The 13468-nt window shown below is 68.4% G+C and carries 11 protein-coding genes; 5 read left to right on the top strand and 6 right to left on the bottom strand.

Going from position 1 to position 13468, the window contains the following annotated elements; genetic code table 11:
* Window positions 1-6: 6 nt before the first annotated feature.
* Complete coding sequence (locus tag AB0B86_RS00165; protein ID WP_357414653.1) at window positions 7-495, top strand: hypothetical protein; 489 nt, start codon at window positions 7-9, stop codon at window positions 493-495.
* 433 nt (window positions 496-928) lie between these two features.
* Here AB0B86_RS00165 and AB0B86_RS00160 read toward each other — a convergent pair whose 3' ends face one another.
* Window positions 929-3448 (bottom strand): DUF262 domain-containing protein, encoded by a 2520-nt coding sequence (locus tag AB0B86_RS00160; RefSeq protein ID WP_357414651.1) that lies wholly within the window; start codon window positions 3446-3448, stop codon window positions 929-931.
* Window positions 3449-3662: 214 nt separating this feature from the next.
* On the opposite strand from AB0B86_RS00160, the gene AB0B86_RS00155 reads away from it, so the two are divergent.
* Both AB0B86_RS00155 and AB0B86_RS00150 read left to right on the top strand, forming a co-directional pair.
* Window positions 3663-6986: an orotidine 5'-phosphate decarboxylase / HUMPS family protein gene (locus AB0B86_RS00155; RefSeq protein WP_357414649.1), complete on the top strand. Its 3324-nt coding sequence runs from the start codon at window positions 3663-3665 to the stop codon at window positions 6984-6986.
* Window positions 6980-7468, top strand: a complete 489-nt coding sequence (locus AB0B86_RS00150) for a GNAT family N-acetyltransferase (RefSeq protein ID WP_357414648.1) — start codon at window positions 6980-6982, stop codon at window positions 7466-7468. Before AB0B86_RS00155 ends, AB0B86_RS00150 begins: the two co-directional genes overlap by 7 nt.
* On the opposite strand, the gene AB0B86_RS00145 is transcribed toward AB0B86_RS00150, so the two are convergent.
* The 3 genes from AB0B86_RS00145 to AB0B86_RS00135 form a co-directional block, all read right to left on the bottom strand.
* Window positions 7452-8228, bottom strand: a complete 777-nt coding sequence (locus tag AB0B86_RS00145; protein WP_357414646.1) for an inositol monophosphatase family protein — start codon at window positions 8226-8228, stop codon at window positions 7452-7454. The two genes, AB0B86_RS00150 and AB0B86_RS00145, sit on opposite strands and share 17 nt — an antisense overlap.
* A gap of 270 nt (window positions 8229-8498) precedes the next feature.
* Complete coding sequence (locus AB0B86_RS00140; RefSeq protein WP_357414644.1) at window positions 8499-8750, bottom strand: hypothetical protein; 252 nt, start codon at window positions 8748-8750, stop codon at window positions 8499-8501.
* On the bottom strand, window positions 8747-9046 hold the full coding sequence (locus AB0B86_RS00135; RefSeq protein WP_357414642.1) for a DivIVA domain-containing protein: 300 nt from the start codon (window positions 9044-9046) through the stop codon (window positions 8747-8749). Before AB0B86_RS00135 ends, AB0B86_RS00140 begins: the two co-directional genes overlap by 4 nt.
* A gap of 232 nt (window positions 9047-9278) precedes the next feature.
* Here AB0B86_RS00135 and AB0B86_RS00130 point away from each other — a divergent pair, with 232 nt between their 5' ends.
* Both AB0B86_RS00130 and AB0B86_RS00125 read left to right on the top strand, forming a co-directional pair.
* Window positions 9279-10166, top strand: a complete 888-nt coding sequence (locus AB0B86_RS00130) for a helix-turn-helix transcriptional regulator (RefSeq protein WP_357414640.1) — start codon at window positions 9279-9281, stop codon at window positions 10164-10166.
* The gene (locus AB0B86_RS00125; RefSeq protein WP_357414638.1) at window positions 10159-10362 is read left to right on the top strand and encodes a DUF397 domain-containing protein; all 204 of its coding nucleotides are present in this window, start codon (window positions 10159-10161) and stop codon (window positions 10360-10362) included. The genes AB0B86_RS00130 and AB0B86_RS00125 overlap by 8 nt, the downstream gene beginning before the upstream one ends.
* A 663-nt stretch (window positions 10363-11025) precedes the next feature.
* On the opposite strand, the gene AB0B86_RS00120 is transcribed toward AB0B86_RS00125, so the two are convergent.
* Entirely contained in the window at window positions 11026-12630 is a 1605-nt protein-coding gene (locus tag AB0B86_RS00120) for a serine/threonine-protein kinase (RefSeq protein ID WP_357414636.1), read from the bottom strand.
* Window positions 12631-12675: 45 nt separating this feature from the next.
* Window positions 12676-13380, bottom strand: coding sequence for a hypothetical protein (locus AB0B86_RS00115; protein ID WP_357414634.1), 705 nt, complete (start codon window positions 13378-13380; stop codon window positions 12676-12678).
* Window positions 13381-13468 lie beyond the last annotated feature (88 nt).

Here is a 13468-nt window from a genome sequence, read left to right as displayed (position 1 = left end):
TGCGCCATGACAACGCAACACCAGCACCTGGTCTACGGCCACACCAGGGCACACAACTGCCTGGCCTTCGCCGACGCCGCCACCGCGACCGCGACGGCTGCGGAGATCCGGGCGCTCGCCGCCGCGCAAACGTGGGGCGAGGCCCGGCAGGTTCAGATGACCCACCTGTGGAATCCCGCTGGCCCGGAATACCACGAGCCGGAGGACGGGTACGCCGACGACAAGCCCTTCGACATCACCACGGTAGGTGCGGTCGAGGACGGAACCTGGCCGTCCATGGTCACCAAGCGGGCGTTCACCGTGCTGCCGCAGGACCTGCAGGACCGGTACGGCAAGCGCCAGGTCACCGTGCACGACGGCGACTACCTGGAGATCGCGGTCGCCAGCGAGGGCGAACTGGTCGCCGAACTGCGCGCACGCGGCTACGAGGTGACCCGCGACGACGCGCTCATCAACCTGCTCGACGGCGTCGACCTGGGCTCACCCGCCGCTTGAGGAGTCACGGAGACGCCGGCGTCGCCCGGCGCGAGCCGGCGTCTCCGTGACTGGTCAACGTCGGCGCTTGTTCAGACTCGGAAGGCCACCGGACACGGTCCGCACGGTGCCGTCCGGGTTGCTCCGGCCCGGCTTCTGTTGAGCCTCCGTGACCCGTCGCCCGGCGAGGTCGGAGGCGGCCAGCTTGACGACGGCCCGGTCCGGCCGCTGCCAGGCTGACGCGCTTGAGACGCGGCGACTCAAGACCTTTCTGGTGGCGAGCCGTGCACCATCGACGTCAGGGCCTGGTTAGTCGCGCACCTGCACCGCCATGAGCCCGGCACCCGTCAGCTCGTCGTACGTCGTGTTGAGCATCCGGAAGCTCTGCCAGAAGCTGTTGGCGAAGGCGAGCTGGGGGGGGAACGATGGACCTCCAACGAGTGGCGCGCGAGAGTCAGACGCCAGGCTGCACGGCCTGCCCGTAGAACCAGCGGAGGTGCTCGATCAGCGCCTCGCGCGCCTTGACATTGATGAGGACGTCCAAGGCGAAGCCGGGGCGGAGCGCGAGCTTGGCTGCCGCGATATTCACGCCCTCCAACTCGTTCAACCGCTGGCGGAACTGCTTGCGCAGCGCGATGTCGTCGAACGGGGGCCGGGTGCTGAGGTGCTGGAACACGACTTCGAACTTTCCGCTCGGGTAGATCGTCGCGGGCCAGATGTTGCCGAGTTCATGGTCCTTTCCACGCGCCATGAGGAAGCACGAGGTCTCACCGCCGGAGCCGTAGAGCAGCATGCCGCCCATGCTGACCCAGGCTTCGAGCACAGCGACCGCACCGAGCGCAACCTGTGCCTCTTGAAGGTCCCTCAACTGCTCGAGAAACCGGTCGTCCAGCAGACTGTCATGTCGCGACCGTGGCCTGAGGAGCTGGGTGGACCCGTCCTGCTGGGGCATGCCGGCAAGTTGCGCCAGTTCCTCGACGCCGATCCGCTGAGCCTGGCTGGCGCGACCGTACTTGTCGAACTCGACACCCTCTTCGCGCAACAGGTCGTGCGGGTCGTCGGTACGGGACGGCTCGAGCCAGCGAAAGTTCGGCGCGAGCACGCCCTCCGCCTGGAGCACCCGGTGCGCGTTTGGTGCGGGATGGTTGGCCAGCCGGGCACCGACGGAGACCGGGTGCGTACCGATCAGGGCCGCCAGGTCACCGTAGGCCGTCCAGGAGCCAGCGGGCAGCGCGGCAAGCGCCGTGTTCATGACGTCCCAGGGCACCTCGGACTTGTTGCCCGCCTCCTCGGTGGGCCCGGGCCAGGTGGCGATGATCCGTTCAGCGAGCCCGTCGGCACGCGCGTGGATCTCAGGGCGTCCCCAGCGCTTCTGGCCGGCGATCTCCCGGCTGAGAGCAATCCCGCTCTTGCCGAGTTGAGCCCGCTTGACCAGGAAGGAACTGTTGCTCAGCTCCGCGTTGTAGCCGGTCAGGGTCAGGTTACCCAAGGTGTGGACCAGGGCCTCGTGCACCTCGGCGAAGCTCTCCTCGCCTTGCAAGTCCTCGCTCAGCATCTGCCGCCACTCCGCGGTAGGGCTCTGCGGCATCACGTGTTCGATGGTCAACGATCCCGGTGCGACCGGCTCCTTGCTGCCGTACGACTCCTCGAGCCACTGAAGCACCAGCTTGCGCTGAGTCGCCCGCCCGTTGAGATAGAACGGAATGAGCCGCACTGCCTCGCGCAGGCTGGCGTCGGTGGCGTAATACTTCCGGCCGACCGACAGGTAGGCACGGACCGCCTCGTCGACCGGCAGGTCCTTACGCATGTCGGTCACGATGCGCAGCAGGACCCGGTTGATGCTCGCGGTAGCGCGGCCGATCAGCAGGCGCCGAACGAAGTAGCTTTCGACGTACAGCATCGCCGAGGCGATCTGATCTGACGTTGCAGTCCCCTGCTTGCGGCGGTCCAGCAGGTGCAGCAGTAGCGGCAAGACGGTGGTGGTGTCCCAGGCGTTGAGCCGGGCCAGCCGCCGCCGTACCTCCGGGTCCTGCTCCTCCTCGGGGTGGAGGATGACTCGAAGGAGGGCACCGAGGCGGCAGAATCGGCGCACCTCGGCTTCAATCTCCGCTTCGGTGTGCAGGCCGTTGAGCCGCGCCTGCTGGCCGACGTAGGTGTCGGTCTGCTTGACCTCAGGGTTACGGTGCACCATGTCGAGCCAGAACAACTGCTCCATCTCCCCGGCGTCCAACTGCTTCTGCAGCGGGAGCCACAGCGAGTCGTAGACCGCATCGCCGCGGTTGGGCAACCGCATGAACAGGTAGTTGCGCAGCAGATCAGCCTGGGTAAGTTTCAAGCCGGTGTTGTTGAGCGACTCGAAGATCCGATAAACGTTATCGCCGACCTGCGCCACGACCGAGACAAGTGCCATCCCTGAGATGACCGCGTCCTCGATGCGTTCGATGTCCATCGGGTCGTCCGGGTCGTCGACGGCGACGAGCTGGGCCGCGAAGAAGCGATACGCCGCACCGACCTGATCACTGCCGCCGGCCTGCGGCGTTGCCTCAAGGCATGCCTCGTAGGCGGTGCGGTCGGCCTGGGTGGGCACGAGCTTCGACCGATGAGTCGGCTTGTACTTGTTGATTAGGTATTCCTGATCGATGCGGTCCCGGTGGCCCGCGTCTTCATGCGCGGCTCGGTGGTCGCGAATCGCACAGAGCAGAATAGACAGCGTGGTTAGACGTTGCTGTCCGTCCACCACCAGGAACTCGGAGACCGAGGGCCCAAGCGTGGGGCTGGGCGCAAGCACGAGCGAGCCGATGAAATGCGTGAGGTTCGGGCTTTCGGTCCGCTCCTCGGCAAGCCTGCGGATGTCCTCCCACAGGCGCCTGAGTTGGGAGTCCGTCCACGAGTAGGTCCGTTGGTACAGCGGCACCCGATACTGCTTCGCGCCCTCAAGTAGCTCCCGCAGCGTCGTCTCGTGTGCCGCAACCATGTGTGCTCCCATCGACCCCAGACGTAATCCGGCCAGCCAACCAGACCCTCGAATCGGATCAACAGCTCAGTCAGAAACGCGACTCCTCTGGTCGGCCTCAGCAGATCAGCTGGGCTGCGGGGCACGTACCGGCAGGGCCGATCGATAGACGGAGTCCGCAATGGACGTTAGGGTCCAGCGCGGTACGCACGAAGCAGGAACCATCGGGAGTGGTATGTCACTCATCGCTGAGTTCGCCGCCGAGATATTAACCAGCCTCAGCATCGCCGCTGGTCGACGGGCGAGTTCCGCTGTCCGTACGCCCGCTCTCGATCGCGACCTCGAGGAGGTCTGCCGCGCCGCGCTGCGGCAGGCGATGGCGATCGCCGCGCCGGACGTCGCCGAGCCGACCCGAGAGTTGCTGGAGTTGGTCTGTCTGGACTTCTTCGCCGAGAACGGCGTACCGCGCTGGATCGTGCAGCCGGGCCTTGTGCGAGCCGGGACGAGCCGATCGGTGAGCCTGGACCGCTGGGCTGGTCGCTTTCGCAGTCGGCTTCCGCAGGACGAGACGTTCTCTGCCGTGGATGTCGATCCGGTGGCCTTCGCGGTGGCGTTCAGCTCTGCCCTGTGGGAGGCGATGGTTTCCCACTCCCTCGACCCGGACAGCAGCCTCGGTCCGCTCGTACAGCAGTTGCGGCTCGCGTTCATCGAGCAGCACGTCGACGTGATCGCCCAGCACCTACGCGTTCAGCCCGCCACGGTCGGGCCCTCCATTGGGGTTCTCGGCCCAGGTTCCCGCCGCCGGACGGATGCGCTTCTCGCGGCCTTGAACGTCGATCGCGACGAGGAGCCGCCATACCAGGAGCCGATGGACGCGGTGCGCAGCGTGACGGACTTCCTCGGCTCCAGGGCGCGGGTCCACCTGCTCACCGGGGCCAGTGGATGCGGCAAGTCCCGACTCGTCCAGCACGTCGCTGCGGGGCTGAGCGACGCGGCGGACTTTCAGTTGCACGTCGCTGACCACTGGTTGGTCCAGGACGGATCGCCGGCGGCGCGCATCCTGCGGTACGCGTCGCTGCCCGCCACCGATGAGCCATCGCTAGCGGCCGAGGCCGCGGTGCGGGGCGCGAACCGTTCCTGTGTGATCGTGATCGACGGCATCCGGGACACTGGGCAGCTGACGGCGGTCGGCCAAGAAGTCGACGCGCTGCTGCGCGAGGTGATGGAGCCGCACCTTCGCTTCATGCTGGTGGTCCGCACACCACCGGCTATCGATGTGAGCGCGTTTCCGGTTCTGGCGGCCTCGGTACACGCGCCGCTGCGTATGACGGCCTCCTACCACCTGTCCCGGTGGAGCAGGGTCGAGGCGGGTCGGGCCTGGGAAGCGTCGCGACGTCCGGGTGATCCGGCGTTCTCGGAGTTGCCCGCGGTCGTGCGCGAGCTGGTCCGCGTGCCGCTGCATCTGCGGTTGCTGCGGGCGGGAGGCGAGATCGGCTGGGCGCAGACCAACGCGTACGACCTGATCGACAGGTGTGTGCGGGCCATCGCGTCCGGCGAGGACGCGGTGGACGAGTTGGCGCGGGCGGCAGAACGAGAACGACCGGATCTGGTGCCACAGGGGCTGCGCGGCGATGTTCCGCCGGACAGCTCACCGACGGCGCTGGCACCCTTGCTGATCCGCTCGCCGATGACCGGCCGGGTCGAGTTCGGCCACGACGTGATCCGCGAGTTCGCCCTCGCCACCGTGATCAGCCGCCGCATGCGGGAGTCCCGATCCGTCTCGGTGGTGACTGCGGCCTTCAACGCGCTGGCCGCCCAGGCGGTCACGTCGGGGGCGGCCCGGTCGGTCTGCGAGCTGACCGCGCTCGCGCTCGACCGTAGCGCCGCGGCCACGGTGACGGCGGTGCTCACCGCGCCGACGGTGGACGCCCGGGTCACCGTGCCGCTGCTCCTCGCGCTGACCGATGCCCGATTCGTCACCGTCGGGGTGCTGCGCCAGGCGGCTGACCGGGCGCTCCGCGAGCACGGCCTCGACCTCACCGGCAGCGTGCTCGGCCATGACCGTACGGCTACTGCGCTCGGCACCGGCTTCCGCCCGTGGCTGCTGCGCGTCCTCGATCGGTACGGCTCGGAGGTCTGGCAACCTGTCCGGCTGGCGATCGACGCCCACCCGGCAGAGGCGGAAACCGACCGCTGGCTCGTCCCGGGTGAGTCGATCTCTGGCGAGTTGGCGGCGTTCGTGGCCCGGCACTGGTACCTCTTCTCGACCGGCGAGGACGAGCGACTGGAGAACCTGTTGGCATCGCGGGACTGGCGGGTGCGGGCGGCGCTGGCCGACGGTGCCCGGGACAAGGGCATGCCCTTCCCGTCGGTGGTGGGGCAGGTTCTGGAGCGGCTCTGCGACGACGCCGACTACAAGGTTCGGGCGGCGACAGCCCGAGCGTTGCCAGCAGCGCAGCCACCCACGGGTGCCGTCCTGATGGAGCGGCTGTTGGTCGACCCGAACTGGCACGTCCGGGAAAGCATGGTGAAGTCGCTCCTGGCGGAACCGGGCACCGAGTTGGCGGCTCGGGCGGCACGGTTGATGGCGGCTGATCCGACGTGGGCGGAACCCCCGCGACATGTGGGGGTGCTGTTGGAGCGGCTGCGGCTTCTCGTTCCGGCGTTCGGTACGGCGTCGGTGAGTCCGGTGACAGAGCAGGCACTGTTCGGTCTGCTGCGGGAGATGCGCACCGGGTGGACCGGGCTGAATGCGGACGACCGGCGTCGCCTCGCCGGCCGGGGCCGACAGGCCGAGTCGTGGCTGGTGCGACGCGAGGCGGAGGCGCTCGATCCGGAGCGCGATCAAGCGGCCGCCGTGCCCTGGGACGCGCCGGTGTTGCGCGAGGCGTTTCGGCGGCTGCGAGGTGCCCGGACGATCCAGGTCGCGCTCGATCTGGCCGACCTCGATCAGGCTGTGCTGGTGGCTCGGGCGGCAGCACGCGCTGGGGTGGATTTCGTCGAGGTCGGCGACCCGTTGTTGAAGCAGCACGGGGTGCAGGCGATCGATCGGATCAAACGTGATGTCCCGCAGGTCGTCGTCGTCGCAGAGATGATGTCCGCGGACTGGGGCCGCGAGCAGGTTGTACTGGCCGCTGGTGCGGGTGCGGATGTGGTGTTCCTGATCGGGCCGGCGAGCGTGGCCAGTGTGGCGGCCGCCGCCGAGGCGGGACGCCAGCTCGGCGTGCCGGTGATGTTGGACGTGCCGGGCACCGCGCTGTCGGAGTCCTGGGTCCGGGATATGGAGCGCGCCGGGGTGGACGCTTTCGCGATCACCACGAACATCGACATCGGCGTCGGCACCCGCAGGCCGCTGGCGCGGGTGCAGGCCATCCGGTCGTGGACCCGGTTGCCGGTGGCCGTGTCGGGCGGCTTCGGCCCGAGTGATCGGGACGTGCTGACCAGCGCGGACTGGGACGTGCTGATCGTGGGGCGCAGCGTCACCGAAGGGCTGGATCCCGAGTTGGTCGCTCAGCAACTGGTCGCGGCGGTGCGCGGCCCACGTGAGGAGGCATGGTGATCGTGAGCCCGTTGCGGCAGGAGTTGACCGGCGACGTGGAACGGTTGATGGCGCTGGGCGAGCCTTATGTGCGCCCGCGCACCTCGTCGGACTACTGGCTGTATGCGCGGCTGTTCTCGTCGACATGTGCGGTGGCGCTGGAGGAGGGCGCGCTGGCCGGTGCGGTGATCGCGTTCCGCAGCCAGGACGACCCGGCCGACGTCTATGTGCAGGATGTGATGACCCATCCCGACTTCCGCCGACGTGGGGTGGCCCGGCTACTGCTCGACTCGGTGCGGGCCCGCGCGGCCGAGTGGGGCTGCCGCCGGTTGTACCTGACTTCCGAGCCGGAGAACCGGGCGGCACACCGGACGTGGCTCACGCTCGGATTCCGCAACGTCCCTGGTGAGCGGGAAGTCGACGGCGTGCAGGTGACAGCGGATTTCAAGGGCCCAGGGAAGGACCGAGCCGTCTACGAGCTGTTGGTCAACCGGCGGTGCTGACGCGGGGTCGAAGCTGTCCGACCAGTTCCGGGGGCGCGGCGAGCACACCTGTGTCGAGCGGCTCCACCGACGCACCCGCCTCGGCGGCGATCACCCGGCCTGCGGCCCAGTCCCAGGGGGACGCGCGGTCTTCCACATACGCGTCGATCCGGCCGGCCGCGACCCAGGCCAGCGCCAGGGCGGTGGAACCGAGCATCCGTACGCCTCGTACGTCGGTGGCGAGATCGGCGACCACATCGGCCTGGCTCTTGCGATGCGCGACGTCGTAGGCGTAGCCGGTGGCGAGGATGACTTCGTCCAGCTCGGTGCGGCCGGTCCGGCATAGCTGCCGCTCCCCCAACCAGGCACCGGCACCCGACACAGCATGGAACGTCTCGTCGTGCACCGGGTCGTAGACCACTCCGAGCACCGGAGCCCAGCCGGCCGGGGTCGCCCGTTCGCAGGCGACGCTGACGCACCAGAACGGGATGCCGCTGATGTAGTTGACGGTGCCGTCCAGCGGGTCGATCACCCACCGCAACCCCGTACCGCTGTCCCGGGTGCTGCCCTCCTCGGCGAGGATGCCGTCGCTGGGCCGCCGCCGGCGGAGAAAGCCCACGATCACCTCCTCCGACGCCCGGTCGGCCGCACTGACCGGGTCAGTACGCGAGGACTTGTAGTCGATCCGACCGTGGTCGCCAAAGCGGCGCAGCAGCTCGATCCCACCGAGGTGGGCCACCTCCCGGGCGAGGTCCCGCAGCGAACGCACGCTGTCGTCCATTCCGATCTCCCTGCCCTCGGCGTCGGTCAGGATCGTCGCATCATCCAGCCGACTCAGGCCAGAAATTGCGGGTGGATGGCCAGTGCTTTCTCTTGAACTTATTGAATGCGTACCGGATCGTGCCCCCGTCGGCCTTGAGCTGGCTGGGTGTCCCTGCATGGCACGTGCAGCGGGAACTTGTCCATCGCCTTGCATACGCCGGGCTTGACCTGCCTTACCAGGACGTCGTGCCTATGCATAGCCAAGGCGAGCTGCGGATCGTCGGTGGTGTCAGCGACGCAGACGGCGGGAGCAGTCGCCGTCGTGGCCGTCGCGTAGGAGGCAGCGCCGGCCGCCGGGCAGCCGCAGGTCGCAGAAGACCCGATGGCGGAGGAACTGCTGGTCCTCCTCGGAGACGGTGGTCTCCCCCGGGTCCGCCATCGGCAGCACCAACATCCATCGGCCGATGACCCGGGCCAGGCGTTGCGCGGCGGGCAGGTCGGTGGCGACGACGGGCAGGTGGATGACGTACCGCTGGCTCATCGGGCCTGGTCCCGGTCGTTGCGGGCACGGGTCTGATCGGTCTGCCAGCGGCGTAGTGCGTCCTTGATCCGGGCGGTTTCTCGGCGGCTCTCGGCGAGGGCGGCGTAGACGGCGGCCATGTCGACGGCGACCCGGTCGAGGAAGGCGTACACGTCGTCGGGATTCAGACCGCGACGCCCGAGCCCGACCGGCGCGAAGCGGCACTCACGCACCTGCCACGGCAGCAGACCTGTGTACGCGCCGGAGCGATACGTCGCACCACTCGACGGCTCCGGTCGCTGGTTGCTGGCGTTCATGTCTGCCTGCCTTCCTGCTGCGGAGGGGCGAGGGGTGTTCGGGGATGCACGGCGGCCGTTCGGGGGGACCGGCCGGCCGCCGTGCTGTGATCAGCCTGCGACAGTCCGCAGTGGAAACGCAACGTTCTAAACCGCAATTTCGCCGTTGTGCATTGACTTTCTTTGCTGAAACCCGTAGGAGTTGCAGGAGCAGGTGACGCAGTGTTGCGCAATGGAACCAGGGAGTGTGCGGATGCCCGAAGACATCGGATCGACAGTGCCGCGTCGGCAACTCGGCCGGCTACTGCGACAGTTCCGCAACGAGGCCGGGGTGACGCTCGACGCCGCCGCCGAAGCCCTCGAATACAGCCGGCAGAAGATCTGGCGTCTCGAATGCGGCCAGGGCTCGGTCCGCGTGCTCGACGTCAAGGCCATGTGCGAGTTGTACGGGGTGTCGCCCGAGATGACCGAGGCGATGCGCGGGCTGGCTGCGGAGACGAAGTCGAAGGGCTGGTGGCACGCGTACGGCGATGCGGTGCCGAACTGGTTCGAGCTGTACGTGGGCCTGGAATCCGCCGCCGCCCACCTCCGCCGGTATGACGAGTCGCTCATCCCCGGAATCCTGCAGACCAAGGAATACGCCCGCGCGCTCTACCGCCTTGGCGGCATGCTGAACGAGGAGGAACGCGAGCGGGCGGTACAGGTCCGGCTTCAACGGCAGGCGTTGCTCTTTCGCCGTTTGCCGGCAGCTCCCAGGGTTGAATCAGTGCTGTCCGAGGCGGTGCTTCGGCGTGGCGTTGGCGGCTTACCGGTCATGACCGAGCAACTCGCTCACCTCGCCAAGCTGTCCGAGCTACCGAACGTCAGCGTCAGGGTGCTACCCCTGGCAGCAGGCCCGCAGCCTGGAGCGGTTGCGGGATCCTTCGTGATCCTCGACTTCCCGGCGACAAAGGGCGGTCGTACCGCGCCGGAACCGTCAGTGGTCTACAGCGAGTCGTTGACCGGTGCCCTTTACCTCGACAAGCCCGACGAGTTGGCCGCCTACGAGCGCGTCTGGCGCGGGCTGGATGCGCTGGCCCTCGGCGAGGCAGAATCGACTGACATGATCAAGCGGATCGCTGGGGAGATGCGGCATGACTGACCTGAGCGGCGCCGTGTGGCGCAAGAGCACCCGCAGTGGCGACAACGGCGGCGACTGCGTCGAGGTCGCCACCAACCTGCCCGACATCGTCGCTGTCCGCGACTCCAAGGATCCGGCCGGACCGGCTCTCACCTTTCGCCCTACCGCTTGGTGCGCCTTCGTCGGCGGTGCCCGCAACAATACCCTGACCCGCTAAGTCGTACGCCTCCGAGGCCACAAACGGGCCGCTCTGCGTGCATGTTCGTTCCGGCTGGCGGACCCCGCTACTCGTCTCACCGTCGTCTCCCGAGGGTGGGCAGGCCAGCTGGCGATGCTCGCACCGACGCTGACCAGTCGCCATCACGGCACAGGTCGCACTTGCGTGAGCCTGGATCTGTGCCCCTGCGGCGAAACGTCTTTCCACAACGCGCGCACTTCACGGTGGCCCACTCCGCGTGACACCGGGAGCAACGGGGAGCACCTGACTTCCGGGTCAGGCCGCCATCGCGTCCGCTCACGCCGCAGCCGACGCATCGCGCCGCGAGCAGTGACTCGCCCCGCTCCTGAGACTTGATCGCCTTCAACGCGCGCCGTCGATGCTGCCGCTCGGCCACACCCTGCTTGGCCTGTACGCGCCCGCGTTGCACCGCAAGGATCCGATGCATCTGCTGCCGGACCTTAGGGTCAGAGCAGCTCTTTGCGACGCGCGAGCCTTGCCTCAGCAGGTCCCATGCGCCCCGGGAATCGCCGGCGTTGATCGCCCGATCGACGGAGAGCAGGATCGAGATCAGGTGAGCTTCGGGAGCGACCGACGAACCCAACCTGCTGGCGCGTTCGCTGCCCGCCGGCACGTTTCGTCCAGCTCGGTGGTCGTTGGTGGTCACCGCACTGGCCCCTGACCGGTGCTTCGTTGGCGGTCGTCGTCCTCCAGCCGTCGTAGGTGATCCAGTAGCGCCTCCACCTCCGCGACAGGTGGCGCCTCCGAGCCGTACGCTCGATGGACATCGCGCAGGAGGTCACCAAGTTGGCGTCGCGCCTCGGTCACGTCACCAACTCCGGCCACAAGCATGGCGACCTGTTGCCGCAGCGGGAACAGGTCCGCTGACCCCGGGGACATCACCCGCTGCTCCTCGGCGAGCAACGCTCGCAGCTCGGCCAGCGCGGACGTCCCTTCACCCAGCTCCGCCTGGCAGACGGCTGCCTGCTGCCGGCACTGCCAGATGAGCTCCTGGTCCGGCACCGGGCGCGCGGCCAGGTCGGGGATGAGGCGCTGGAACTCCGGCAGTGCCTGCCGGAACGCCCCGGCGAGGACGTACAGGTTGGCAAGGTGGAGACGCAGTTCCAGGATTCTGGGCTGCCTGGCGCCGTGCCCCTGGCGAAGCGGTCGCAGGGCCGTCTCCAGCAGCGCGGCGGCCTGGGTGAAGCGTTCCTCCTCGGCGAGTTCCCAGGCGCGTTCCTCCACCTCGGTCAGCTCGTCGACGGACATCGGCGCCGCGACCTCCGGGGCGGTGCGCGGCCGGACGATGTCGATCCGAGTGGGTGCCGATGGTTTCTGCGGCGGCAGCGGACCGAACGGGTAACGGTGTGGCATGGTGGGGTCGATCGTGTGGCCGTCGACGGACGTTGCCAGACCGCCGGCGGCTTCGGGGGCCACCGAACCCAGCGGCGCCAGGATCGCGTACACCTCTGCGGCAGAACCAGGGCGGTCCTGCGGGTCCTTGGCGAGTAGCCGGGTGATCAGCAGCACCAGACTCTCGGGCACTCCGGCGCGGTGGTCGCCGACCAGCGGGACTGGGTCGTTCATGTGCCGGTGCAGCAACCCGAGCGCGGTCTCCGCCCGGTAAGGGGGCTCGCCGATCAGCAGCTCGAAGAGGACACAGCCCAGCGCGTACAGGTCCGCGCGCGGCCCCACCGCACTGTTGAGTGCTTGCTCCGGTGCCATGTAGGTCGGCGTGCCCAGTGTGTGGGCGGTCGCAGTCAGTCGGGGAACATCCGGGCCCAGCAGCGCGGCGACGCCGAAGTCCAGGACCTTGACCGCTCCGGTGGGGGTGACCATGAGGTTCTGCGGCTTGAGGTCGCGGTGAACCAGTGAGGCGGCATGGGCGACGGCGAGCACCGAGCAGATCTGCGCCCCGATGGCGGCGGCCCACTGCACGGACAACCGGCCGCGTTCGGCGATCAGATCGGCCAGGACCAGGCCGGGCACGAGCTGCATGACGATGTAGACGTCGTCGCCGTGGTGACCGACGTCGTGGACGCTGGGCACCCCGGGATGGTCCAGCCGCGCGGTGACCCGCGCCTCCCGCATGAACCGTTCGACAGCGTTCTCGCGCTCGCTCTCCGGGATGGAGAGCTTGCGGAGGAACTTGATGGCGACGGGCCGGTCGAGCTTCTCGTCGAAGCCACCCCACACCTCCCCCATGCCGCCATGACCGAGCGGGTACGTCAGCTCGTACCGGTCGGCAACGCGCTCCTGCGCCCGCATCAAGCCCCCACTGTGCGTTGCGGTCAATTGCAGCTGTCGGTGCTGTTAGTGCTTGCCGCCGTACAAGTCATTCAGTTCTCGATAGGCGTCGAGCACCGCCGTCGTCTCGTCTGCGAGGCGCTCACTGGCACCGGAGGTGCCGGCCATGAGATCGGTGGACAGCTCGGCGAGCGCCGTTTCGGTCCGTTGCAGGGTGACATCCAAGTCACGGTCCCGGGCGAACGTTTCGCCAGACTCGGCTGCGGCGGTCAACTGCGCGACAAGCGTCGCGAGGTTGTCGTTCACCTCCTCCCACAGCTCATCTGCCTGCTGCCGCTGGTGCACGAGGTCACGATGGGCACGGCTCGACTCGTCCGAGGCGTCCGTCTCGTGCCGTCGCAGGTCGTCGCGAAGGGCCCGGAGCTCCTGCCTGCGAGCGAGGACCTTGGCACCGTCCCAAAGGGCCTGTGCCAGCAGTTCGCCGGCCTCGTTCGGCTCCACCAGCTCGTCCAACTGAGGGAGCGTGCGACCAATTCGCTCGGCAAGCTTGACCAGCGTCCGGAACGTCCGCTGGTCCTGCGGGCTGGTCAGCACCCGATGGATATCGGGGAAGCTACGCATGTTCGGCGTCCTGACCCTGCTCGGCTGTCCGGCCCTGACCGAGCCGACGATCGCCACCAGGGAGAGCAACAGCCCGCCTGTCACGAGCATCCCGGCGTACCTCCAGCCGCCGGCCATGCACAGTCCGCCGAAGACGATCGCGACCAGCATGACCTGCTGGGCAGCCCGGCGACTCGCGGCCTCCCGGCTCAAGGGGGCTTCCGCGGTGATGTCGGTGACGCTGCCCCACTTGTGGGCG

The sequence above is a fragment of the Micromonospora sp. NPDC049047 genome (genome assembly GCF_040649135.1).
GTDB lineage: Bacteria > Actinomycetota > Actinomycetes > Mycobacteriales > Micromonosporaceae > Micromonospora.
The sequence above is the reverse complement of the archived record's forward strand: the minus strand, read 5'-3'. Positions and strand labels throughout refer to the sequence as shown.

Bases quoted from the DNA above. Each gene is read 5' to 3' on its own strand.
- AB0B86_RS00160 (WP_357414651.1), bottom strand. From the start codon at position 3,448: ATGGTTGCGGCACACGAGACGACGCTGCGGGAGCTACTTGAGGGCGCG.
- AB0B86_RS00130 (WP_357414640.1), top strand. From the start codon at position 9,279: ATGCCCGAAGACATCGGATCGACAGTGCCGCGTCGGCAACTCGGCCGG.
- AB0B86_RS00155 (WP_357414649.1), top strand. From the start codon at position 3,663: ATGTCACTCATCGCTGAGTTCGCCGCCGAGATATTAACCAGCCTCAGC.
- AB0B86_RS00145 (WP_357414646.1), bottom strand. From the start codon at position 8,228: ATGGACGACAGCGTGCGTTCGCTGCGGGACCTCGCCCGGGAGGTGGCC.
- AB0B86_RS00125 (WP_357414638.1), top strand. From the start codon at position 10,159: ATGACTGACCTGAGCGGCGCCGTGTGGCGCAAGAGCACCCGCAGTGGC.
- AB0B86_RS00115 (WP_357414634.1), bottom strand. From the start codon at position 13,380: ATGCTGGTCGCGATCGTCTTCGGCGGACTGTGCATGGCCGGCGGCTGG.
- AB0B86_RS00120 (WP_357414636.1), bottom strand. From the start codon at position 12,630: ATGCGGGCGCAGGAGCGCGTTGCCGACCGGTACGAGCTGACGTACCCG.
- AB0B86_RS00135 (WP_357414642.1), bottom strand. From the start codon at position 9,046: ATGAACGCCAGCAACCAGCGACCGGAGCCGTCGAGTGGTGCGACGTAT.
- AB0B86_RS00165 (WP_357414653.1), top strand. From the start codon at position 7: ATGACAACGCAACACCAGCACCTGGTCTACGGCCACACCAGGGCACAC.
- AB0B86_RS00150 (WP_357414648.1), top strand. From the start codon at position 6,980: ATGGTGATCGTGAGCCCGTTGCGGCAGGAGTTGACCGGCGACGTGGAA.
- AB0B86_RS00140 (WP_357414644.1), bottom strand. From the start codon at position 8,750: ATGAGCCAGCGGTACGTCATCCACCTGCCCGTCGTCGCCACCGACCTG.